The 22,626-nt window shown below is 48.4% G+C and carries 19 protein-coding genes; 15 read left to right on the top strand and 4 right to left on the bottom strand.

The window, feature by feature from the left end:
* The first annotated feature begins 57 nt into the window (after positions 1-57).
* From ilvD to ilvC, 5 genes are read left to right on the top strand one after another with little or no spacing between them, the layout of a single operon-like run.
* Positions 58-1,860, top strand: coding sequence for a dihydroxy-acid dehydratase (gene ilvD, locus AB5903_RS16585; protein ID WP_368118046.1), 1,803 nt, complete (start codon positions 58-60; stop codon positions 1,858-1,860).
* Between the two features lie 38 nt (positions 1,861-1,898).
* Positions 1,899-3,593, top strand: a complete 1,695-nt coding sequence (gene ilvB, locus AB5903_RS16580) for a biosynthetic-type acetolactate synthase large subunit (protein WP_117940781.1) — start codon at positions 1,899-1,901, stop codon at positions 3,591-3,593.
* A gap of 27 nt (positions 3,594-3,620) precedes the next feature.
* The gene (ilvN, locus tag AB5903_RS16575) at positions 3,621-4,184 is read left to right on the top strand and encodes an acetolactate synthase small subunit (protein WP_005657201.1); all 564 of its coding nucleotides are present in this window, start codon (positions 3,621-3,623) and stop codon (positions 4,182-4,184) included.
* Positions 4,181-4,930 carry an acyl-[acyl-carrier-protein] thioesterase gene (locus AB5903_RS16570; RefSeq protein ID WP_005657199.1) on the top strand — a complete coding sequence of 250 codons (750 nt, stop codon included), beginning with the start codon at positions 4,181-4,183 and terminating at the stop codon, positions 4,928-4,930. Before ilvN ends, AB5903_RS16570 begins: the two co-directional genes overlap by 4 nt.
* Positions 4,931-4,982: 52 nt before the next feature.
* A complete protein-coding gene (gene ilvC, locus AB5903_RS16565) occupies positions 4,983-6,026 on the top strand; it encodes a ketol-acid reductoisomerase (protein ID WP_016661806.1) in 1,044 nt (347 codons plus the stop codon).
* 115 nt (positions 6,027-6,141) lie between these two features.
* Here the strand turns inward: ilvC and AB5903_RS16560 are convergent, their stop codons facing one another.
* A complete protein-coding gene (locus tag AB5903_RS16560) occupies positions 6,142-8,040 on the bottom strand; it encodes an AAA domain-containing protein (protein ID WP_368118045.1) in 1,899 nt (632 codons plus the stop codon).
* Between the two features lie 132 nt (positions 8,041-8,172).
* Between AB5903_RS16560 and AB5903_RS16555 the strand changes: the two genes are divergently transcribed.
* The 6 genes from AB5903_RS16555 to AB5903_RS16530 all read left to right on the top strand — a co-directional run bounded on the left by AB5903_RS16555 (position 8,173) and on the right by AB5903_RS16530 (position 16,088).
* Positions 8,173-10,416, top strand: a complete 2,244-nt coding sequence (locus AB5903_RS16555) for an aconitate hydratase (protein ID WP_368118044.1) — start codon at positions 8,173-8,175, stop codon at positions 10,414-10,416.
* Between the two features lie 3 nt (positions 10,417-10,419).
* Positions 10,420-11,601 carry an NADP-dependent isocitrate dehydrogenase gene (gene icd, locus AB5903_RS16550; protein ID WP_368118043.1) on the top strand — a complete coding sequence of 394 codons (1,182 nt, stop codon included), beginning with the start codon at positions 10,420-10,422 and terminating at the stop codon, positions 11,599-11,601.
* A 7-nt stretch (positions 11,602-11,608) separates the two neighbouring features.
* Complete coding sequence (locus AB5903_RS16545) at positions 11,609-12,952, top strand: citrate/2-methylcitrate synthase (protein ID WP_005657190.1); 1,344 nt, start codon at positions 11,609-11,611, stop codon at positions 12,950-12,952.
* A 223-nt stretch (positions 12,953-13,175) separates the two neighbouring features.
* Positions 13,176-13,946: a DUF1295 domain-containing protein gene (locus AB5903_RS16540; RefSeq protein ID WP_368118042.1), complete on the top strand. Its 771-nt coding sequence runs from the start codon at positions 13,176-13,178 to the stop codon at positions 13,944-13,946.
* Positions 13,947-13,984: 38 nt separating this feature from the next.
* A complete protein-coding gene (locus AB5903_RS16535) occupies positions 13,985-15,208 on the top strand; it encodes an NADH:flavin oxidoreductase (RefSeq protein ID WP_368118041.1) in 1,224 nt (407 codons plus the stop codon).
* Positions 15,209-15,248: 40 nt separating this feature from the next.
* On the top strand, positions 15,249-16,088 hold the full coding sequence (locus AB5903_RS16530) for an SDR family oxidoreductase (protein ID WP_368118040.1): 840 nt from the start codon (positions 15,249-15,251) through the stop codon (positions 16,086-16,088).
* A 194-nt stretch (positions 16,089-16,282) separates the two neighbouring features.
* Here the strand turns inward: AB5903_RS16530 and pfkA are convergent, their stop codons facing one another.
* The 3 genes from pfkA to cmk form a co-directional block, all read right to left on the bottom strand.
* Positions 16,283-17,263 (bottom strand): 6-phosphofructokinase, encoded by a 981-nt coding sequence (pfkA, locus tag AB5903_RS16525; RefSeq protein WP_005657182.1) that lies wholly within the window; start codon positions 17,261-17,263, stop codon positions 16,283-16,285.
* Between the two features lie 67 nt (positions 17,264-17,330).
* Positions 17,331-18,194 carry a 4-hydroxy-3-methylbut-2-enyl diphosphate reductase gene (locus AB5903_RS16520; RefSeq protein ID WP_022104034.1) on the bottom strand — a complete coding sequence of 288 codons (864 nt, stop codon included), beginning with the start codon at positions 18,192-18,194 and terminating at the stop codon, positions 17,331-17,333.
* A 16-nt stretch (positions 18,195-18,210) separates the two neighbouring features.
* Complete coding sequence (gene cmk, locus AB5903_RS16515; protein ID WP_005657178.1) at positions 18,211-18,900, bottom strand: (d)CMP kinase; 690 nt, start codon at positions 18,898-18,900, stop codon at positions 18,211-18,213.
* A gap of 269 nt (positions 18,901-19,169) precedes the next feature.
* Between cmk and AB5903_RS16510 the strand changes: the two genes are divergently transcribed.
* The 4 genes from AB5903_RS16510 (at position 19,170) to AB5903_RS16495 (ending at position 22,431) form a co-directional block, all read left to right on the top strand.
* A complete protein-coding gene (locus AB5903_RS16510; RefSeq protein ID WP_005657177.1) occupies positions 19,170-19,856 on the top strand; it encodes an energy transducer TonB in 687 nt (228 codons plus the stop codon).
* Between the two features lie 97 nt (positions 19,857-19,953).
* Positions 19,954-20,928 (top strand): polyprenyl synthetase family protein, encoded by a 975-nt coding sequence (locus AB5903_RS16505; RefSeq protein WP_272710200.1) that lies wholly within the window; start codon positions 19,954-19,956, stop codon positions 20,926-20,928.
* Between the two features lie 19 nt (positions 20,929-20,947).
* The gene (locus tag AB5903_RS16500; RefSeq protein WP_005657175.1) at positions 20,948-21,655 is read left to right on the top strand and encodes a hypothetical protein; all 708 of its coding nucleotides are present in this window, start codon (positions 20,948-20,950) and stop codon (positions 21,653-21,655) included.
* A complete protein-coding gene (locus tag AB5903_RS16495; protein WP_195658005.1) occupies positions 21,652-22,431 on the top strand; it encodes a TatD family hydrolase in 780 nt (259 codons plus the stop codon). The genes AB5903_RS16500 and AB5903_RS16495 overlap by 4 nt, the downstream gene beginning before the upstream one ends.
* Positions 22,432-22,626: the final 195 nt, after the last annotated feature.

Here is a 22,626-nt window from a genome sequence, read left to right as displayed (position 1 = left end):
AGTAAGCCTTTCTCATTACGGTGAGAAAGGCTTTTTTCATAAAAGGAGACAGATAAGATGAAACATCAGTTACGCAGTTCGTTCAGCACACAAGGCCGCCGTATGGCAGGTGCCCGCGCGTTATGGACGGCCAACGGCATGAAGAAAGAACAGATGGGAAAGCCCATAATCGCGATAGTCAACTCTTTTACCCAGTTTGTGCCGGGACATGTGCATCTGCACGAGATAGGTCAGTTTGTAAAGGAAGAGATAGAAAAGCAAGGCTGCTTTGCCGCCGAGTTCAATACGATTGCCATTGACGACGGCATTGCGATGGGGCATGACGGTATGCTGTACTCGTTGCCCTCGCGCGACATCATAGCCGACAGCGTGGAGTATATGGTGAATGCGCATAAGGCGGATGCTATGGTGTGCATCAGCAACTGCGACAAGATTACTCCGGGTATGCTTATGGCTGCGATGAGGCTGAACATCCCTACGGTGTTCGTTTCCGGCGGTCCTATGGAAGCCGGGGAGTGGAACGGACAGCATCTTGACTTGATTGATGCAATGATTAAGTCGGCCGACAACAGCGTGAGCGATGCGGATGTTGCCAAGATTGAACAGCATGCCTGTCCCACCTGCGGATGCTGTTCGGGTATGTTTACCGCCAATTCCATGAACTGCCTGAACGAAGCTATCGGACTGGCTCTTCCGGGTAACGGTACGATTGTGGCTACCCACGCAAACCGCAAGCAACTGTTTAAGGACGCTGCCAGGCTGATTGTTGAAAACGCTTATAAGTATTATGAGGAAGGAGACGAAAGTGTGCTCCCCCGCAGCATTGCCACCCGCGAGGCGTTCCTGAATGCGATGACGCTGGATATTGCAATGGGCGGTTCTACCAATACGGTGCTTCACCTGCTGGCGGTGGCCCATGAAGCCGGAGCGGACTTCACGATGGACGACATAGATATGCTGTCGCGCAAAACGCCCTGCCTGTGTAAAGTTGCTCCCAATACCCAAAAATATCATGTACAGGATGTAAACCGTGCCGGCGGCATCGTTGCCATTATGGGCGAACTTGCCAAAGGCGGATTGGTGGACACGGCCGTACGCCGCGTAGACGGAATGACGCTGGCCGAGGAGATAGACAGGTATTGCATCACCGGCCCGAACGTCTGTGAGGAGGCGGTCAGGAAATATTCCAGTGCCGCTGCCGGAAAGTTTAATCTGGCACTCGGTTCGCAGGATACTTATTATAAGGAATTGGACACCGACCGTGCCGAAAGTTGTATCCGCGACCTGCAGCATGCTTACAGCAAGGACGGCGGACTGGCTGTACTGAAAGGAAATATAGCGCAGGACGGCTGCGTGGTAAAAACGGCGGGAGTGGATGAAAGCATCTGGAAGTTTACCGGTCCTGCCAAAGTATTCGACTCGCAGGAAGCTGCGTGCGACGGTATTCTGGGTGGAAAGGTTGTCAGCGGCGATGTCGTTGTCATCACTCACGAGGGTCCGAAAGGCGGTCCGGGCATGCAGGAAATGCTTTATCCCACTTCGTACATCAAATCCCGTCATTTGGGCAAGGAGTGTGCGCTGATTACCGACGGACGCTTCAGTGGCGGCACTTCCGGACTGAGCATCGGACATATCTCTCCCGAAGCTGCTGCCGGAGGCAATATCGGTAAGATTCAGGACGGTGACATCATCGAAATAGATATACCGAACCGCTCCATCAATGTGAAACTGACGGATGAGGAGCTGGCTGCCCGTCCCATGACGCCGGTAACCCGCGACCGCCAGGTGTCGAAAGCATTGAAAGCGTATGCAAGTATGGTAAGCTCGGCTGATAAAGGGGCTGTGAGACTGATAGAATAATTGGGAATTCCGTACCCGAAAAACAATAATAAATAGATATGGAAAACTTAATAACAGGCGCAGAAGCATTGATGCGCTCTCTGGAGCATCAGGGAGTAAAGACCATTTTCGGTTATCCGGGTGGCAGCATCATGCCGGTATTCGATGCCTTGTACGATCACCGGAAGAATTTGAATCATATCCTGGTTCGCCACGAACAGGGGGCTACTCATGCCGCACAAGGCTTTGCACGTGTGTCGGGCGAGGTCGGCGTATGTCTGGTTACCAGCGGTCCGGGCGCTACGAATACCATTACAGGTATTGCAGATGCCATGATAGACAGCACACCGGTTGTTGTCATTGCCGGACAGGTGGCTACGGGATTTCTCGGAACGGATGCCTTTCAGGAAGTGGATTTGGTAGGCATTACGCAACCTATCACGAAGTGGAGTTACCAGATTCGCCGTGCGGAAGATGTGGCATGGGCGGTGGCCCGCGCTTTCTATATCGCACGGAGCGGACGTCCCGGTCCGGTGGTACTGGATTTTGCCAAGAATGCCCAGGTGGATAAGACGGAATACACGCCTGTCGAAGTGGATTATGTACGCAGCTATCTGCCTGTGCCCGAAATGGAACCGGAAGCCATACAACAAGCCGCCGAACTGATAAATGCGGCGGAGCGTCCGTTGGTATTGGTGGGGCAGGGCGTGGAACTCGGCAATGCGCAGAACGAATTGCGTGCTTTCATCGAAAAGGCGGATATACCTGCGGGATGTACGCTGCTGGGGCTTTCCGCATTGCCTACGGCTCATCCTCTGAACAAAGGCATGCTGGGTATGCACGGCAATCTGGGACCGAATATCAATACCAATAAATGCGATGTGCTGATTGCAGTGGGTATGCGCTTTGACGACCGTGTTACGGGCAAGCTGGCTACGTATGCGTCGCAGGCAAAAATAATCCATTTCGACATCGACCCGGCGGAGATAGACAAGAACGTAAAGACGGATGTGGCCGTATTGGGCAACTGTAAGGAGACTCTTGCCGCAGTAACCGAATTGCTGAAACCTGCCGGACATAAAGAGTGGCTGGATAGCTTCCTGCCCTACGAGCAGATGGAAGAGGAGAAGGTTATCCGTCCCGAACTGCATCCGGCAGGAGATAAGTTGAGCATGGGTGAAGTGGTGCGTGCCGTCAGCGAGGCTACGGACAATGAGGCTGTTTTGGTAACGGATGTAGGTCAGAACCAGATGATGTCCGCCCGTTACTTTAAGTATAGCAAGGAACGCAGCATCGTCACTTCCGGCGGCTTGGGCACAATGGGTTTCGGTCTTCCTGCCGCTATCGGCGCTACTTTCGGTCGTCCCGACCGCACGGTTTGCGTCTTTATGGGTGACGGCGGTTTGCAGATGAACCTGCAGGAGCTGGGTACGGTAATGGAACAGAAAGCGCCCGTCAAGATGATTTTGCTGAACAATAACTTCCTCGGTAATGTTCGTCAATGGCAGGCCATGTTCTTCAACCGCCGCTATTCGTTCACTCCAATGATGAATCCCGACTATATGAAGATTGCTTCCGCCTACGAAATTCCGGCACGTCGGGTATTTACCCGCGAGGAATTGGCGAAAGCCATCGGTGAGATGATTGCAACAGACGGCCCGTTCCTGCTGGAAGCTTGCGTAGAGGAGGAAGGAAATGTGATGCCGATGACACCGCCGGGCGGCTCGGTGAACCAGATGTTGCTGGAATGTTAGAGAATTATGAATTATAATTAAACCAACGTGGACAAGACATTATATACAATCATCGTTCATTCGGAAAACTTTGCAGGTTTGCTGAATCAGGTAACGGCTGTATTTACCCGCCGGCAAATCAATATCGAGAGTTTGAACGTTTCGGCATCCTCTATCAAGGGGGTACATAAATATACCATTACAGCCTGGACGGATAAGGATACTATCGAGAAGGTGACGAAGCAAATCACCAAAAAAATAGATGTGCTGCAGGCGCACTATTTCACGGACGATGAAATCTACCAGCATGAGATTGCGCTGTATAAGATAACGACCCCCATACTGGAAGAGAAACCGGAAGTGTCCAAAATCATCCGTAAATACAACGCGCGCATCGTGGAGGTGAACTCCGTGTTCTCCATTGTAGAAAAGAACGGTATGAGCGAGGAGATAACCAACCTCTATGAAGAGCTGAGTGCTTTGGAGTGCGTACTCCAGTTTGTACGTTCCGGCCGCGTGGCCATCACGACAAGCTGCTTTGAACGCGTAAACGAATATCTGGCGGATCGTGAAGCAAAATACCGCCGGAGTAAAGAACAAGAAGGACTATGAGTGAGAATAATAAGATAGGAACTTATAAGTTTGTAGCCGAACCGTTCCATGTGGACTTTACCGGCCGCCTGACAATGGGTGTGCTTGGCAACCATTTGCTGAACTGTGCAGGGTTTCATGCCACGGAACGCGGTTTCGGTATTGCTACCTTGAATGAGGACAATTATACGTGGGTGCTTTCCCGCCTGGCTGTCGAGTTGGATGAAATGCCGTATCAATACGAGGATTTTTCTATCCGGACGTGGGTGGAAAACGTGTACCGCCTCTTCACCGACCGTAACTTTGCCATTATCGACAAAGACGGAAAAAAGATAGGGTATGCCCGTTCCGTATGGGCGATGATTAGTCTCAATACCCGTAAACCCGCCGACCTGCTGGCTTTGCATGGCGGCAGTATCGTGGATTATGTGTGCGACGAGCCTTGCCCCATCGAGAAGCCCTCGCGTATAAAAGTGACTTCTACGGAACCGGCTTCTTCCCTGAATGCCAAATATAGCGATATTGATATTAACGGACATGTGAACAGCATTCGCTATATCGAGCATATTCTTGATCTGTTTCCGATAGAGTTGTATAAGGAGAGCCGCATCCGCCGTTTCGAAATGGCATATGTGGCGGAGAGCTATTACGGTGACGAGCTTACCTTTTATAAGGACTATGTAGGAAACGGCACGTATGATATAGAAGTAAGAAAGAATGGCGGCGAAGCGGTTTGCCGTTCTAAAGTGATATTTGTAGAGAAATAATTTATTAATCAATCGGTTGGCATAAGCCACAAATAAAAATTAAAACTAAAAAATGGCACAATTGAATTTTGGCGGTGTTATTGAAAATGTAATGACCCGCGAAGAGTTTCCTTTGGAAAAAGCACGTGAGATTTTAAAGGATGAGACAATCGCAGTTATCGGTTACGGTGTACAGGGTCCCGGTCAGGCTTGCAACCTGCGCGACAATGGCTTCAACGTTATCGTAGGCCAGCGTCAGGGTAAGACTTATGAGAAAGCGGTTGCAGACGGATGGGTTCCGGGCGAGACGTTGTTCAGCATCGAGGATGCTTGCCAGAAAGGTACTATCGTTATGTGTCTGTTGTCGGATGCGGCTGTAATGTCCGTATGGCCTACTATCAAGCCGTTCTTGACTCCCGGAAAGGCTCTTTACTTCTCTCACGGTTTCGCTATTACCTGGAGCGACCGTACGGGTGTGGTTCCTCCCACGGATATTGATGTTATTATGGTTGCCCCCAAAGGTTCGGGTACGTCACTGCGTACAATGTTCCTCGAAGGCCGTGGCTTGAACTCTTCTTACGCTATCTATCAGGATGCTACGGGCAAGGCTTTGGACAGAACGCTTGCATTGGGTATCGGCATCGGTTCCGGTTATCTGTTTGAAACTACTTTCATCCGTGAAGCAACTTCCGACCTGACCGGTGAACGCGGTTCTTTGATGGGTGCTATCCAGGGATTGCTGTTGGCTCAGTACGAGGTGTTGCGTGAAAACGGCCATACTCCGTCGGAAGCGTTCAACGAAACGGTTGAAGAGCTGACCCAGTCATTGATGCCGTTGTTTGCAAAGAACGGTATGGACTGGATGTATGCCAACTGTTCCACTACTGCCCAACGCGGGGCACTCGACTGGATGGGCCCGTTCCACGATGCTATCAAGCCGGTTGTACAGAAACTGTATCAGAGCGTGAAGTCCGGTAACGAAGCCCAGATTTCCATCGACAGCAATTCCAAACCCGACTATCGTGAGAAACTGAACGAAGAACTGAAAGCATTGCGTGAAAGCGAAATGTGGCAGACAGCCGTAACGGTTCGCAAACTCCGTCCGGAAAACAACTGATTCCCGGTGTAAATCGGAGAATGACAAAAGGGGGTGTGTCAAAATACGCTTGATGATTCCGTATCTGAAAAGAAACAAATGGCAAGCGGATTTTAGTCTTGACATACCCTCTTTTTTATTGCTTATCATTAATAGTCCTTACATATTCAAGCAGTTTCTTGTAGAAAGCATGGTGGCTTAGGGTAGCCGCTTCTCCCAGGATAACCAATTTCATGCGTGCCCTTGTTATCGCCACATTCATTCTGCGTAAATCGTTCAGAAAGCCGATCTGTCCTTCTTCATTGGCACGTACCAGACTGATAAAGATTACATCACGTTCCTGTCCCTGAAATCCGTCGACGGTATTGACTGTTATCAGACTGCGGTAGGGACGTAGCGAAGCGCTGCCTTTTATTTTTCCCCGCAAGTATTGCACTTGTGCCTTGTAAGGTGAGATGAGTCCGAAGTCGATACGTTCTTCGAGAATCCGGTTTCCGCCTATCCGTTGGATGTACGCTTCCAGCTCTTTCAGCAATAAGCCTGCTTCTTCTTTGTTGATACGCCCGAAGGTTTCTCCGACAAATTCTTCCTTGAAATCCATGCCGGAAGTGTCGAGCCATGTAACGGGAGTATCCCAATCCAAGATTCCCCGGTGACGTATTTCGGGAGCAGCTTCCAGCTCTCCGCCGTAAAACCAATCCGATGAGAAGCGCATGATGTCTTCGTGCATGCGATATTGTACTTTCAATAAAGATACGGCAGACGACTTGCCGGCTACGACTTTTTCCATTAAAGTCCGTTCCAGCCCGCCACGTGCGGCTTCGTAACATTTGATGGTAGGCGGAAGCTGGCAATGGTCTCCTGCCAATACTACACGGTCTGCTTTACGGATGGCTATCCAGCAGGCGGCTTCCAGGGCTTGGGCGGCTTCGTCGATAAACAGTGTGCCGAAACGGCGTCCGTTTAAAAGGCGGTGATTGCTGCTTACAAGTGTAGAGGCTATGACGTGGGCGCTGTCGAACAACTCACTGTTGATTTGTATTTCCAGTGTGGTGGCACGGTCACGCAGGCGGCTCATACGGTTGCGTATCCCTTCGCGTTCATCGTAACTGCCGCGGCGGGATTTACCGCCCAGTAGCCTCAGTTCTTTACGGATACTCCATAATTCGGGATAAAGCGGATGATTTTCGAAACGGCGTTCATAAGTGAAAGAGAGCATTTTGTCGTTGACGCGTGTGGGGTTGCCGATTCGTAGCACATTCACGCCTCTGTCCACCAGCTTTTCGGAAATCCAGTCGACAGCCATATTGCTTTGGGCGCATACCAATACTTGGGGTTCGCGGTGCAGGGTTTCGTAGATGGCTTCTACAAGCGTGGTGGTTTTGCCTGTTCCAGGAGGCCCGTGTACAATGGCTACATCGCGGGCGCATAGCACTTTATTGACGGCGCTCTCCTGAGTGGAGTTCAACCAGGGGAAGCGTACCGGATAAAGCTCACGGAAACCGGTTTTGACCGTACCCAACAGGATATCCCGCAATTCGGCAAGCCGGTTGCCTTTTGCACGCAGGACATCTTCCAGTGCCTCGAACATCGTGCGGTAAGAAGTTTCGTCGAAATAAAGCTGGACTCCGAGATTATCTGCGGATTGTATATCCATAATAGCTCCGGCACCGGGCATAATCACTACCATGCGTGCTTCGTCAGCATAACTGACGGTGGCTGTAAAATTGAAGTAAGTGATTTTACCGTCGGCAGATTGACGGAAGAAACAGACGGGGCGTCCGAACTCAAAGTTATGTTCTATATCGAGGTTCTCGGTATGTGTAATTTCTATTACTAATTGATTCAACGAGTTATAGTAACTTCGACCTGGTGAGGCAGGATACCAGCAAACTCCCCGCTTGACTTTTCGGGCGACGCCCATGTTCTCTGTTTGTCGCTTGAATTCTTCTTTTTCGTATTCATATTCCATACGCAACAGAAGCTGTTGCCGCTGGAGGTGTATAATAGGACTGTTTGTATCTTGTTCTTTCATACCTGCAAAGGTAATAAATCTCAGCCTTTAGGGGAAGAAATGCTTTATTTTGTTAAACTTTTCCTTATTATGATTTGTTTATTGTATTAATTTGTAATATTTACAATATTGAATTTTTTAAAAAGAGTGGTTATGGTATATGATTTAGCAATGCTCAAAGCGTTTTATACACTTTATGAGGGGAAAATAGAACGCATTCGGACGATATTGCAACGTCCGTTGACTTTAGCGGAAAAAATCTTGTATGCTCATCTGTACGATGAGAAGAATGTGAAGGACTATAAACGCGGCGAAGACTATGTGAACTTCCGGCCCGACCGTGTGGCTATGCAGGATGCAACTGCACAGATGGCATTATTACAGTTTATGAATGCAGGACGTGATGAGGTGGCTGTTCCTTCGACCGTACATTGCGACCATTTGATTCAGGCTTATAAAGGAGCGAAAGAAGATATTGCCACTGCAACCAAAACGAATGAGGAGGTGTATAATTTTCTTCGGGATGTTTCTTCTCGTTACGGTATCGGTTTCTGGCAACCCGGAGCAGGTATCATCCATCAGGTGGTGTTGGAAAACTATGCTTTTCCCGGCGGCATGATGGTAGGTACCGATTCTCATACCCCGAATGCCGGCGGTTTGGGAATGGTGGCTATCGGTGTCGGCGGTGCTGATACGGTGGATGTGATGACAGGTATGGAATGGGAGTTGAAGATGCCCCGCTTGATTGGCGTGCGCCTCACTGGAAAATTAAACGGATGGGCTGCTCCTAAAGACGTTATCTTGAAACTGGCAGGGATTTTGACTGTAAAAGGCGGAACAAATGCCATTATCGAATATTTCGGTCCGGGTACTGCTTCACTTTCAGCTACCGGAAAAGCTACGATTTGTAACATGGGTGCGGAAGTGGGAGCTACGACTTCTCTGTTCCCTTATGATGAGCGTATGGCTGCCTATCTGAAAGCTACCGGACGTGCGGAAGTGGCAGATATGGCTACTGCCGTTGCCAAAGGACTTCGTGCCGATGATGAAGTGGTTGCCAATCCGGAGAAATACTATGACCGTATTATCGACATAGACCTTTCCACATTGGAGCCTTATATCAACGGACCGTTTACTCCGGATGCCGCCACGTCTATTTCGGAGTTTGCCGAGAAGGTTTTGAAGAACGGCTATCCCCGTAAAATGGAGGTAGGGCTTATCGGTTCCTGTACCAATTCATCCTACCAGGATTTGAGCCGTGCGGTGTCTTTGGCGCATCAGGTAACAGAGAAGCGGTTGCATGCGGCTGCTCCGCTGATTGTCAATCCGGGTTCGGAACGCATACGTGCAACCGCAGAGCGTGACGGTATGATTGACGCTTTTGAAAAAATAGGCGCTACAATTATGGCAAATGCCTGCGGCCCTTGTATCGGACAATGGAAGCGTGTGACCGATGATCCTACTCGTAAGAATTCTATTGTAACTTCTTTCAACCGGAACTTTGCCAAGCGTGCGGATGGAAATCCGAATACGTATGCCTTTGTAGCCTCTCCCGAACTGACAATGGCATTGACCATTGCCGGAGATTTATGTTTCAATCCGCTGAAAGATACATTGCTCAATGCCGATGGCGAACAGGTTAAACTCTCCGAACCGATAGGCGAAGAGCTGCCGCCGGAAGGATTTACGGCAGGGAGCGAGGGATATGTCGCGCCTTCCCATGCAAAGACGGATATTGCGGTGGCTCCCCAGTCGCAACGCCTGCAACTGCTTGCTCCTTTCCCGGCTTGGGACGGAGAGGATTTGCTGAATATGCCTCTGCTGATTAAAACGCAGGGTAAGTGTACCACCGATCATATCTCGATGGCAGGTCCGTGGCTTCGTTTCCGCGGGCATTTGGAGAATATTTCGGATAATATGCTGATGGGGGCTGTCAATGCCTTTAACGGAGAAACGAATAAAGTGTGGAACCGTTCTACAAATACGTACGGAACGGTGTCCGGTACAGCCAAACTGTATAAGTCCGAAGGGATTCCTTCCATTGTCGTTGCCGAAGAAAACTATGGCGAGGGTTCTAGCCGTGAACATGCCGCTATGGAACCGCGTTTCCTGAATGTACGTGTCATACTGGCAAAGAGCTTTGCACGTATCCACGAGACGAATTTGAAGAAACAGGGCATGCTGGCGCTGACCTTTACCGATAAGGCGGATTATGATAAAATTCGGGAGCATGACTTGCTTTCCGTTGTCGGCTTGAAAGACTTTGCTCCGGGACGTAACCTGAAAGTGGTGCTTCATCACGAGGACGGCAGCAAGGAGAGCTTCGAAGTACAACATACGTATAATGAACAGCAGATAGGCTGGTTCCGTGCCGGCTCTGCATTAAATGCACGATAGAATATGGAAAAGATTACTGTACCTTTTATTACAGGTGACGGAGTAGGGGCAGAGGTCACTCCGTCCATGCAGGCTGTGGTGGATGCAGCCTTGAAGAAAGCCTATGGAGACGGCCGGAGTATCGAATGGAAAGAAGTGCTGGCAGGTGAGCGGGCATTTAATGAAACGGGTTCCTGGTTGCCGGAAGAAACGATGGAAGCATTCCGGACTTATAAGGTAGGTATTAAGGGACCGTTGACTACACCGGTCGGCGGCGGTATCCGTTCGCTGAACGTGGCGTTGCGCCAGACACTCGATTTGTATGTGTGCCTGCGTCCCGTGCGTTGGTATAAAGGTGTAGTTTCGCCGGTGAAAGAACCGCAGAAGGTAAACATGTGCGTATTCCGTGAGAATACGGAAGATATCTACGCCGGCATCGAATGGGAAGCCGGAACACCGGAAGCCGAAAAGTTCTATCGCTTCCTGCATGATGAGATGGGCGTGACCAAGGTGCGTTTTCCCGAAACTTCATCTTTTGGCGTGAAACCTGTGTCTAAAGAGGGAACGGAGCGGCTGGTGCGTGCGGCTTGCCGTTATGCGCTCGAAAACGGTCTGCCCTCTGTAACGCTGGTACACAAAGGCAATATCATGAAGTTTACCGAAGGCGGCTTCAAGAAATGGGGCTATGAGCTGGCGGAGCGTGAGTTTGGAAAAGATATAGCGGAGGGACGTCTTGTTGTTAAGGATTGCATTGCCGATGCCTTTTTGCAGAATACCTTGCTTGTTCCCGAAGAATATTCGGTCATTGCCACTCTGAATTTGAACGGTGATTATATTTCCGACCAGTTGGCTGCTATGGTGGGCGGCATCGGTATCGCTCCGGGAGCCAACATTAATTACAGGACGGGACATGCCATTTTTGAGGCCACTCATGGCACGGCTCCCAATATTGCCGGAAAAGACATTGTGAATCCGTGTTCCATGATTCTTTCGGCGGTGATGATGCTCGAACATCTGGGTTGGAAAGAGGCCGCCTTACTGATAGAGGAAGCACTGGAGAACAGTTTCACAGAAGGTCGTGCTACAGTCGATTTGGCCCGCTTCATGCAGGGTGGTGTCCCGTTGTCTACATCGGCTTTTACACGGGAAATCGTGAACAGGATAGAAGCTTCTGCAAATAATTCCCCCATAAACCAGACAAAATAAAAATATTATGAAGAAAGAATATTTGATTTACAAACTTTCCGAAGACCTGAAAGAAGCGACCCGGATTGAGAACGAACTGTTCAAGAAGTTTGATGTGAAGCGCGGATTGCGTAATGAAGACGGTACAGGTGTGCTGGTTGGGCTCACCAAGATTGGCAACGTAGTGGGGTACGAGCGCATTCCGGGCGGAGGTCTGAAGCCTATTCCGGGCAAATTGTTCTACCGTGGCTACGACCTTGAGGATTTGGCACATGCCATTCTCAAGGAGAAACGTTTCGGCTTTGAAGAAGTGGCGTATCTGCTGCTTTCAGGCCGTTTGCCCGACAGGGAGGAACTGGCTTCTTTCCGTGAGCTGATTAACGATAATATGCCGTTGGAACAGAAAACGAAGATGAACATCATCGAGCTTGAAGGGAATAATATAATGAATATCCTGGCGCGAAGCGTGCTCGAGATGTATCGCTTTGACCCGAATGCCGATGATACGTCGCGCGATAATCTGATGCGCCAGAGCATAGACCTTATTTCCAAGTTCCCCACCATCATAGCCTATGCTTTCAATATGCTTCGCCATGCCACTCACGGCCGTTCGTTGCATATCCGGCATCCGCAGGAGAATCTTTCTCTCGCGGAGAATTTCCTGTATATGCTGAAAAAGGATTATACGGAACTGGATGCCCGTACCCTTGACCTGTTGCTGGTGTTGCAGGCGGAGCACGGCGGCGGTAACAACTCTACGTTCACCGTACGCGTAACGTCCTCTACCGGAACTGATACCTATTCTGCTATCGCTGCGGGCATCGGTTCCCTGAAAGGCCCGCTTCACGGTGGCGCCAATATCCAGGTTACCGACATGTTCCACCATTTGCAGGAGAATATCCGGGATTGGACGAATGTAGACGAGATTGACACTTATTTCACCCGTATGCTGAACAAGGAGGTATATAACAAGACGGGATTGATATACGGTATCGGACATGCCGTCTATACCATTTCAGACCCTCGTGCCATACTTTTAAAGGAACTTGCCCGCGACCTTGCCCGCGAGAAAGGGAAAGAGCGTGAGTTTGCTTTCCTTGAATTGCTGGAAGAACGAGCCATCGAAGTTTTCGGCCGTGTGAAGAACAACGGCAAGACGGTTTCGAGCAATGTGGATTTTTACTCCGGTTTCGTATATGAAATGATCGGGTTGCCGCAGGAAATATTTACTCCGCTGTTTGCCATGGCGCGTATCGTGGGCTGGTGTGCACATCGTAATGAAGAGTTGAACTTCGAAGGTAAGCGCATTATTCGTCCGGCATATAAGAATGTATTGGAAGAAGTAGCATACATTCCTATTAAGAAGCGGTAGATCCGTTTCAAAGCACAGACCTCGGATTGCCGGGTCGTATAAGGTATCGTTGTTGCGGTTGGAAAGCCGGACAGCGATACCTTATTCATTTTCCCGTGGCGGAACGGATAAACATCCACGCTCTTTGCGTTATCCGTTTCTGTATGTTTTTGATAATTGCTGCGGGAAAACGATTTGATTGTTACAGGTTTTCCCTATATTTGTCACACTTAAACAAAAGAACATGAGCGAAGAAGGGTTTCATCTGTTTTTGGGAGTGATGTGCGTCATTGCGCTTTTTGTGTTCATCGCTCTTTATTTCGTCAAAGCCGGATATGGGATGTTCCGTACCGCATCGTGGGGATATTCCATTAGTAACAAGGCGGCGTGGGTATTGATGGAAGCGCCGGTCTTTATCGTTATGTTTTGGTTGTGGGGCAGGAGTGGGGCAGGCTTTACCGTGCCGGTATATCTTTTCTTCCTGCTGTTCCAGCTACACTATTTCCAAAGGTCGTTTATTTTTCCTTTTCTGCTGAAAGGAAAAAGCCGGATGCCGGTAACTATTATGATGATGGGCATTGTATTTAATGTGCTGAACGGAATGATGCAGGCTGGCGGTCTGTTTTACTTTGCTTCCGAAGGGATGTATTCCGGTGGTTGGACTTATTTGCTGAAGACTCATGCGTGGTCGGGGCTTCTGTTGTTTTTTGCCGGTATGCTTATCAATCTTCATTCCGACCATGTGATTCGCCATTTGCGTAAGCCGGGCGACACGAATCATTACCTTCCTGAGAAAGGTCTTTATCGCTATGTCACTTCTGCCAACTATTTCGGTGAATTGGTAGAATGGACCGGTTTTGCCATACTTACTGCTTCGCCTGCCGCATGGGTGTTTGTGTGGTGGACTTTTGCCAATCTCGTTCCCCGTGCCAATGCCATTTACAGCCGCTACCGGAAAGAATTCGGTGATGAGGCGGTAGGAAAACGCAAGCGTATCATACCTTATATCTATTGAAAGGACAAACCATAAATCATAAATCAGGAAACTATCACATGGAATCAAAATTATTCACTCCGGTTACTTTCGGACCGCTGACATTGCGCAACCGTACCATCCGTTCGGCTGCTTTTGAAAGTATGTGTCCCGGAAATGCCCCTTCGGACATGTTGCTCGATTATCACCGTTCGGTTGCGGCAGGAGGCATCGGTATGACTACTGTGGCTTATGCGGCCGTTACTCAGAGCGGGCTTTCTTTTGACCGCCAGTTGTGGATGCGCCCTGAAATAATTCCGGGGCTTCGCAAACTGACCGATGCGATACATGCGGAAGGTGCCGCCGCCGGAATCCAGTTGGGGCATTGCGGAAACATGTCCCATAAGAGTATTTGCGGGTGTACCCCGGTCGGTGCCAGCAGCGGTTTCAACCTGTATTCACCTACTTTTGTGCGTGGTTTGCGTGCCGGTGAACTGCCGGAGATGGCACGTGCTTACGGAAAGGCGGTGAATCTGGCCCGTGAGGCGGGATTTGATGCAGTGGAAATTCATGCCGGACATGGCTACCTTATCAGCCAGTTCCTTTCGCCTTCGACCAATCATCGTAAAGATGAATTTGGCGGTTCTCTGGAAAACCGCATGCGCTTTATGGATATGGTGATGGATGAAGTGATGAAGGCTGCCGGCAGCGATATGGCAGTGCTTGTGAAGATAAACATGCGTGACGGTTTCCGGGGCGGCATGGAGATAGATGAGACGATGCAAGTGGCCAAGCGTCTTGAATGCTCGGGCGCACATGGATTGGTATTGAGCGGCGGTTTTGTAAGTAAAGCGCCTATGTATGTGATGCGTGGGGAAATGCCGATTCGCAGCATGACACATTATATGCCATGCTGGTGGTTGAAGTATGGAGTACGCATGGCGGGCAGGTGGATGATACCGTCTGTGCCGTTCAAAGAAGCCTATTTCCTGGAAGACGCCCTGAAGTTCCGTGCAGAGCTGAAGATGCCGTTGATATATGTGGGAGGACTGGTGTCGCGTGCCAAGATAGATGAGGTGCTGGACAATGGTTTTGAGGCTGTACAGATGGCACGCGCCCTGCTCAACGAACCGGGCTTTGTGAACCGTATGCGCAAGGAGGAGAATGCCCGTTGCAGCTGTAGGCATAGTAATTACTGCATAGCCCGGATGTATTCCATAGAAATGGCTTGTCATCAGCATTTGCAGGAAGAACTGCCTGCCTGCTTGAAAAAGGAGATAGAGAAAATAGAAGCGAAGGGGTGATTGAATCTTTCTTATTATTGGCAATTTATACTTGGTAAACATGAAACTTGCTATCATAACCGGTGCAGACGGTGGTATGGGAACGGAAATAACCCGTGCTGTGGCTACGGCCGGATATAAAATAATCATGGCCTGTTACCGTCCGGAAAAAGCGGAAAGGGTAAGGGATATGCTGGTGCATGACACCGGTAACCCATATATTGAGGTATTGGGCATTGACTTAGCTTCGCTTGCATCTGTGGCGGCTTTTGCCGAAAGAATGTTGAAAAGGGGTGATACCGTCAGTCTGCTGATGAATAATGCCGGAACAATGGAAACAGGGCGTCACATCACTGAGGATGGTTTGGAACGTACGGTGAGTGTTAATTATGTTGCTCCTTATTTGCTGACACGCAAACTTATTCCTCTGATGGAAAAGGGGAGCCGTATTGTCAATATGGTGTCTTGTACTTATGCCATAGGGCGTCTCGACTTTCCGGATTTCTTCCATCTTGGAAAGAGAGGAGGTTTCTGGCGCATTCCTGTTTATAGCAATACGAAACTGGCTCTGACCTTGTTTACCGTTAATCTGGCGAATCGGGTCAGGGAAAAAGGGATTGTGGTGAATGCGGCCGATCCGGGTATCGTGTCTACCGATATGATAACGATGCACATGTGGTTCGACCCGCTGACAGATATCTTATTCCGGCCTTTTATCCGCACTCCCCGGCAAGGAGCTGCAACAGCTGTTCATCTGCTGCTGGATGAGGATGCCGGAAAACGTACGGGAACTTTAAATGCGAGTTGCCGTCCCAAGCATCTTTCCGGGAAGTATACCCGCCATGTGCAGATGCAGGAGTTGTGGAACAGGACGGAGAAGATTGTGGAGAAGTGGTTATAAATCCTCAAAAAACGGATAGAACACTTGTTGAGGAAAATTTAAAGAACCTCTTGCATTATGATAATTTTTCAGGCACGGAGTGCATGGATTTCATGGTTCTTGTAAACCGGAACCGTGAAATCCATGCACTCCGTGCCTGAAAGAAAATGTTAAAACCACTTCGGCCCTCTTGGGTTTATCCTATCGGGGCTTTATTAAATGGAAAGTTCCCTCAGTACATTAACCAGGTCTTTCTTGATCGGCTTGTCGTTTTTGATGGCTTTCGTGAAAGGTACATAAACCACTTCATCGTGTTCTATGCCTATCATCACATTACGTTGTCCTTCCATGATGGCGTCGATTGCGGCAGCACCCAATCGGCTGGCAAGGATACGGTCGTGTGCCGTAGGACTACCGCCACGCTGCAAGTGTCCGAGGATTGTGACGCGTACGTCGTATTGGGGATATTCGTTTTTCACACGTTCCGCATAGTGCATTGCACCACCGGTCAGTTCACTTTCGGCAACGAGCACGATGCTGCTGTTCTTAGACTTCCGGAAACCGTTCTTGATGAACTCTTCCAATTGGTCCACTTCCGTGCTGAATTCCGGTATGATGGCAGCCTCGGCTCCGGATGCGATAGCGCCGTTCAAGGCAAGGAAACCGGCATCGCGTCCCATAACCTCGACGAAGAAAAGACGTTCGTGAGAAGTTGCGGTGTCGCGGATTTTGTCTACGGCATCCAAAATCGTATTCAGGGCGGTGTCGTAACCGATTGTGGTATCCGTTCCGTACAGGTCGTTGTCGATGGTTCCCGGCAGACCGATACAGGGCACATCAAATTCCTGCGCAAAGATGCGTGCACCGGACAGAGAGCCGTCGCCACCGATAACCACCAGGGCATCGATACCCTCTTTCTTCATGTTATCGTATGCTATCTGCCGTCCTTCGGGCGTGGTAAACTCTTTACAGCGTGCTGTTTTCAGGATAGTACCGCCCAATTGGATGATGTTACTTACATTCTGGCTTTTGAATTCTTTGATTTCACCGGTTACCAAGCCTTTGTAACCTCTATATATGCCTTTAACCTGAAGTCCGTTGTAGATAGCCGCACGTGTTACCGCACGGATAGCCGCATTCATTCCCGGAGCGTCGCCGCCCGATGTTAAAATACCAATACACTTAATTGTTCCCATAACAATCTCTTTATTTAGTGTTAATAATTACCTTAAAAAATCTGCTCGCAAAGATAACAAAAGCTTTTTAAATTCGTGATTTTATTGCCTTGGATATTTCTTCCATCAGCCATTTGGGAGTGGAAGTGGCTCCACAAATACCAATGGACTCTGTGCCAATGAGTAACCGGTTGTCTATCTCTTCCGCACTGTCGATAAGGTGCGAGTTGGGATTTACCTTCTTGCATTCGTTGAACAGGATTTTTCCATTGGAACTTTTCTTGCCGCTGACGAAGAATACCAAATCGTGCGAAGCTGCGAATTTCCGGATGTTGGGAATGCGGTTGGCTACTTGCCGGCATATGGTGTCGTAATATTCGAAAGTGACATCGGAGGATATATGTTCCTTTATGTATTCCACGATTTTTTGAAATTCATCCAGCGACTTGGTGGTTTGCGAGTAGAGGCGTATGCTCTTGCTGAAATCAAGTGACTTGGCTTCTTCCAGCTTTTCTATAACAATTGCTTTTCCTGTGGTTTGCCCCACCAGTCCCAGGACTTCTGCATGTCCGTTCTTTCCGTATATGACGATTTGTTTGTCCTCATTGTCTTCCTGAATATACTCCTGCTTGATTTTCTTTTGTAAGCGGAGAACCACCGGACAAGTGGCGTCGATTATTTCAATATTGTTGCGTCTGGCGGTTATATAGGTTTCGGGCGGTTCGCCGTGTGCCCGCAATAAAACTTTGGCATTATGCAGGCGGTTGAACTCCTCGTGGTTGATGGTGATAAGCCCCATTGCTTTCAAGCGCTCCACTTCACGGCTGTTGTGCACAATGTCTCCCAAACAGTATAATGTTCCGCTTTTGGATAACTCTTCTTCTGCTTTATTGATTGCGGTAACTACCCCGAAGCAGAAGCCGGAACCTTCGTCTATTTCCACTTTTGCCATATTGCAGCTTTTTGCGTTATGATTTGCACACTTTTTCGAACTGTTCTGCCAGCCATTCCTTTTGTTGGGAAATGGTCATGTGGCTGTTGTCGAGCAGCAGTGCGTCGTCAGCTTTGCGGAGCGGACTCACTTCCCTGTTCTGGTCTATATAATCCCTCTGCTTCACATTCTCCAGGATTTCGTCGAAACCGGCTTCCTCTCCTTTGGCTTTCAGTTCATCGTATCTGCGCTGTGCACGGATTTCGGGAGAGGCAGTTACGAATATCTTAAGTTCGGCATCCGGAAATACGGTAGTGCCGATGTCGCGACCGTCCATGACAATGCCTTTGGCTTTGCCCATTTCCTGTTGCTGGGCCACCATTGCTTCGCGTACAAAGTCGAGGGCGGCAATGGGACTGACGCGGGAGGATACTTCCATTGTGCGGATTTTCTTTTCCACATTGATGCCGTTCAGGTAGGTGTCGGGACGTCCCGTTTCCGGGTTCAGCTGAAAGGATATGCGGATGCTGTTGATCTGCTTTTTCAGTTTTTCCGTATCGATGCCCTCGGCTGTGAAGATACCGTTCTCCATACTATATAAAGTGACGGCACGGTACATGGCTCCGCTGTCGATATAAATATAGCCGATTTCACGGGCGAGGTCCTTGGCCATTGTGCTTTTTCCGCACGAAGAGAAGCCGTCGATTGCGATTGTTATCTTTTTCATATGAAATGATTTTATACCATAATTTATATAGGAATCTCTCTCTCGGTAGATTTTTTTGAACGTTTCATTTAAAATTCTTGCCAAAGATACGGTATTTTTAAAATATCTCGTTACTTTTGCGCTACAAAAGCTGACGAAGGCTTTTGAAGAATTAAAAAAATAAAAATGCCTTGTTTATTGTGTAAAAAAACACAGCCGGGCAAGAACAATCGTGGGAAAAGTGCTATATTTGCCCAAAATGAGAAACACTAATAATTATAGTATAAATTATGGAAATTAAAAAGACACCTAAGGCAGACTTGGAGAACAAAAAGTCGACTTGGCTGCTTGTCGGTTACGTGATTGTGCTCGCGTTTATGTTCGTTGCATTCGAATGGACAAAACGTGATATCAAGATTGATACGAGCCAGGCAATTACCGACCTTGTATTTGAAGAGGAAATCATTCCGATTACGGAACAACCCGAGCAGGTGGCTCCACCGCCCCCCGAAGCTCCGTCGATTGCAGAAACCCTGACAATCGTGGATGACGACGCAGATGTGGAGGAAACCACGATAGCTACATCTGAAGAAACCAATCAGGCTGTGGAAATCAAATATGTTCCCGTAGCTGTTGAAGAGGAAGAACCGGAAGAACAAACTATCTTCGAGGTAGTAGAACAGATGCCGGAATTCCCTAATGGTGGTATGGCTGGTTTGATGCAGTATTTGAGCAAGAACATCAAATATCCTACTATCGCTCAGGAAAACGGAACTCAAGGTCGTGTAACCGTACAGTTCGTTGTTAACAGAGACGGTAGTATCGTAGATGCTAAAGTGCTTAGAGGTGTTGACCCGTATTTGGATAAAGAGGCAATCCGTGTGATCAGCTCCATGCCGAAATGGAAACCGGGTATGCAGCGTGGTAAAGCGGTACGTGTTAAATACACAGTGCCTGTGATGTTCCGCTTGCAGTAATTTTGTTTTTTTTAGTTAATATATTTAAATATTGCGTAAAGAGGTTGCTTTTAGGCAGCCTCTTTTCATTCTCTGCCATTCCTAATTTGAAATACTTATGTTTACAGCTTCCGAACTTCTCGATAAAATAAATTCCCATATTGCGGATTTGCAGTTTGAACGTACTCCGAAAGGGTTGTACGACCCGGTTGCCTATGTTTTGTCCATGGGTGGAAAAAGAATCCGCCCCGTGCTGATGCTGATGGCTTATAATCTTTATAAGGAAGATGTCAGACCGGTATTCTCACCGGCAACAGGCATCGAGGTCTATCATAATTATACATTGCTGCATGACGACCTGATGGACCGTGCCGATAAACGCCGCGGAAAAGAAACGGTGCATAAGGTATGGAATGATAATACGGCTATCCTTTCGGGTGACGCAATGCTGGTGCTGGCTTATCAGTTTATGGCGCAATGTCCGGCCGAACACTTGAAGGCCGTGATGGATTTGTTCAGCCTGACGGCTCTTGAAATTTGCGAAGGTCAGCAGATGGATATGGATTTTGAGCAGCGGAGCGATGTGAAGGAGGAGGAATACCTGGAGATGATTCGTCTGAAAACATCCGTGCTGCTGGCGGCAAGTTTGAAAATCGGAGCATTGTTGGGCGGTGCCTCTGCTGAAGATGCGGAACGGCTGTATGACTTTGGCATGAATATGGGTGTCGCTTTTCAGCTGAAAGACGATTTGCTGGATGTGTACGGTGATACTGCCGTATTTGGTAAAAATATAGGTGGGGATATCCTGTGCAACAAGAAAACCTATATGTTGATAAAGGCTTTGGAACATGCGGATAAGGAGCAGGCTACGCAATTGAAGCATTGGATAACCGTTACGGACTTTGACCCGGCTGAGAAGATAGAGGCTGTAACCGGTTTGTATAACCGGATAGGGGTTAAACTCCTTTGTGAAAACAAAATGTCGGAATACAACAACAAGGCTTTGGAAAGCCTGGCTGTCGTGAATGTGACGGCTGAGAGGAAAAGAGAACTGGATAAGCTTATAAAGGAGTTGATGTACCGGGAAGTGTAATTGTCAGTAGCCGATAAGAATGCCTTACAGAAGATTACCAAATACAGATCAGGCAAGAATACGTGCGTTGAAAGCCGTTGTTGCCAAAGGTGACACATATAATGTGTATGATTTGGCTGTGTCTCTGAAGGTACTTACGGATGCCCGGAATTTCCTGGTAAAGTTTGAAGCGGCGCATTCGTATTATGTGGAATGTTTTGAGCGTCAGTCAAAGGCGGGACGTAAGCATCAGGCAAATGTAAAGACTGCCCGTCTTTACATATCGCATTTTATCCAGGTACTGAATCTGGCAGTGATTCGTTCGGAGGTGCGTACCGTTCATAAGGAGTTCTACGGCTTGGATATGAGAAACAATAATGTTCCGGATTTGTCTACGGAGGCAGCCCTTGCAGAGTGGGGACGTAAAATAGTGGAAGGCGAGAGCCGGCGCATTTCTCAGGGCGGAATTCCTATTTATAATCCTACCATTGCCAAAGTCAGGGTACATTATGATATTTTCATGGAGAGCTACGAGAGACAGAGGAACTTGCAGGCGCTGACGGCGCGCAGTCTGGAAGCTCTTGCTTCCATGCGCTCCGAAGCCGATGCTCTGATTCTGGATATCTGGAACCAGGTGGAGCGGAAATACGCAGAGGTTATGCCGAATGAAAAACGTCTGGAGTTGTGTCGCGCTTATGGCTTGATTTATTATTACCGTACCGGTGAAAAAGAAGAGATTGCAAAATGAAATTAGTAGATTCACATTCCCACCTTTTTTTGGAGGACTTCCAATCGGATTTGCCGCAGGTGATGATGCGCGCCCGGGAAGCGGGAGTCACCCATATTTTTATGCCCAATATAGACAGTACCACTATTGAACCCATGCTTAAGGTCTGTTCGGAGTACAAGGGGTATTGTTTTCCGATGATAGGTCTGCATCCCACTTCCGTGGATGCCGGTTATGAGAAGGAACTGGCTGTTGTGGCCGGACATCTGGCAATGCCGGACGGTTATGTCGCAATCGGTGAAATAGGCATGGATCTTTATTGGGATGAAACTTACCTGAAGGAACAGCAGATTGCCTTTGAACGGCAGGTGCGATGGGCGTTGGAGTATGGATTACCCGTAGTGATTCATTGCCGGGAGGCATTCGACTATATATATGATATATTGAAACCGTATAAAACGTCTTCTCTAAGGGGGATTTTCCATAGTTTTACGGGAACACGGGAAGAGGCATTCCGTATGCTGGAGTTTTCTAATTTCTTCATTGGGATTAACGGTGTGGTGACATTTAAGAAATCGGGATTGCCGGAAGTTTTGCAAAATATCCCCTTGGAACGGATTGTTCTTGAAACAGATTCTCCTTATCTAACTCCCGTGCCGAACCGGGGTAAAAGAAACGAGAGTGCGAATGTAAAGGATACTCTGTTAAAAGTAGCGGAAATATACGGAAATTCGCCTGAAGAAATAGGCCGTATCACTTCTGAAAACGCTTTAAAAGTGTTTGGAATGCTCAAATAACGTTCCGAAGATTTTAAAGTTTATTAATTTTGAGATTTTCTTGCGGATAAAACTTTGAGAATGCAGTGGAAGAACAAAAAAAAGAATACATTTGTAGCTGAAAACGCTCGCGGTTCGCATTTTTTTTGTAATTTGCACCCGATTTCAGAACAGATGTTGATTGGAGAGATGCTCGAGTGGTTGAAGAGGCACGCC

The organism is Bacteroides sp. 2201st1_D9_2201SCRN_220225 (assembly GCF_040928965.1).
Lineage (GTDB): Bacteria > Bacteroidota > Bacteroidia > Bacteroidales > Bacteroidaceae > Bacteroides > Bacteroides stercoris.
The sequence above is the reverse complement of the archived record's forward strand: the minus strand, read 5'-3'. Positions and strand labels throughout refer to the sequence as shown.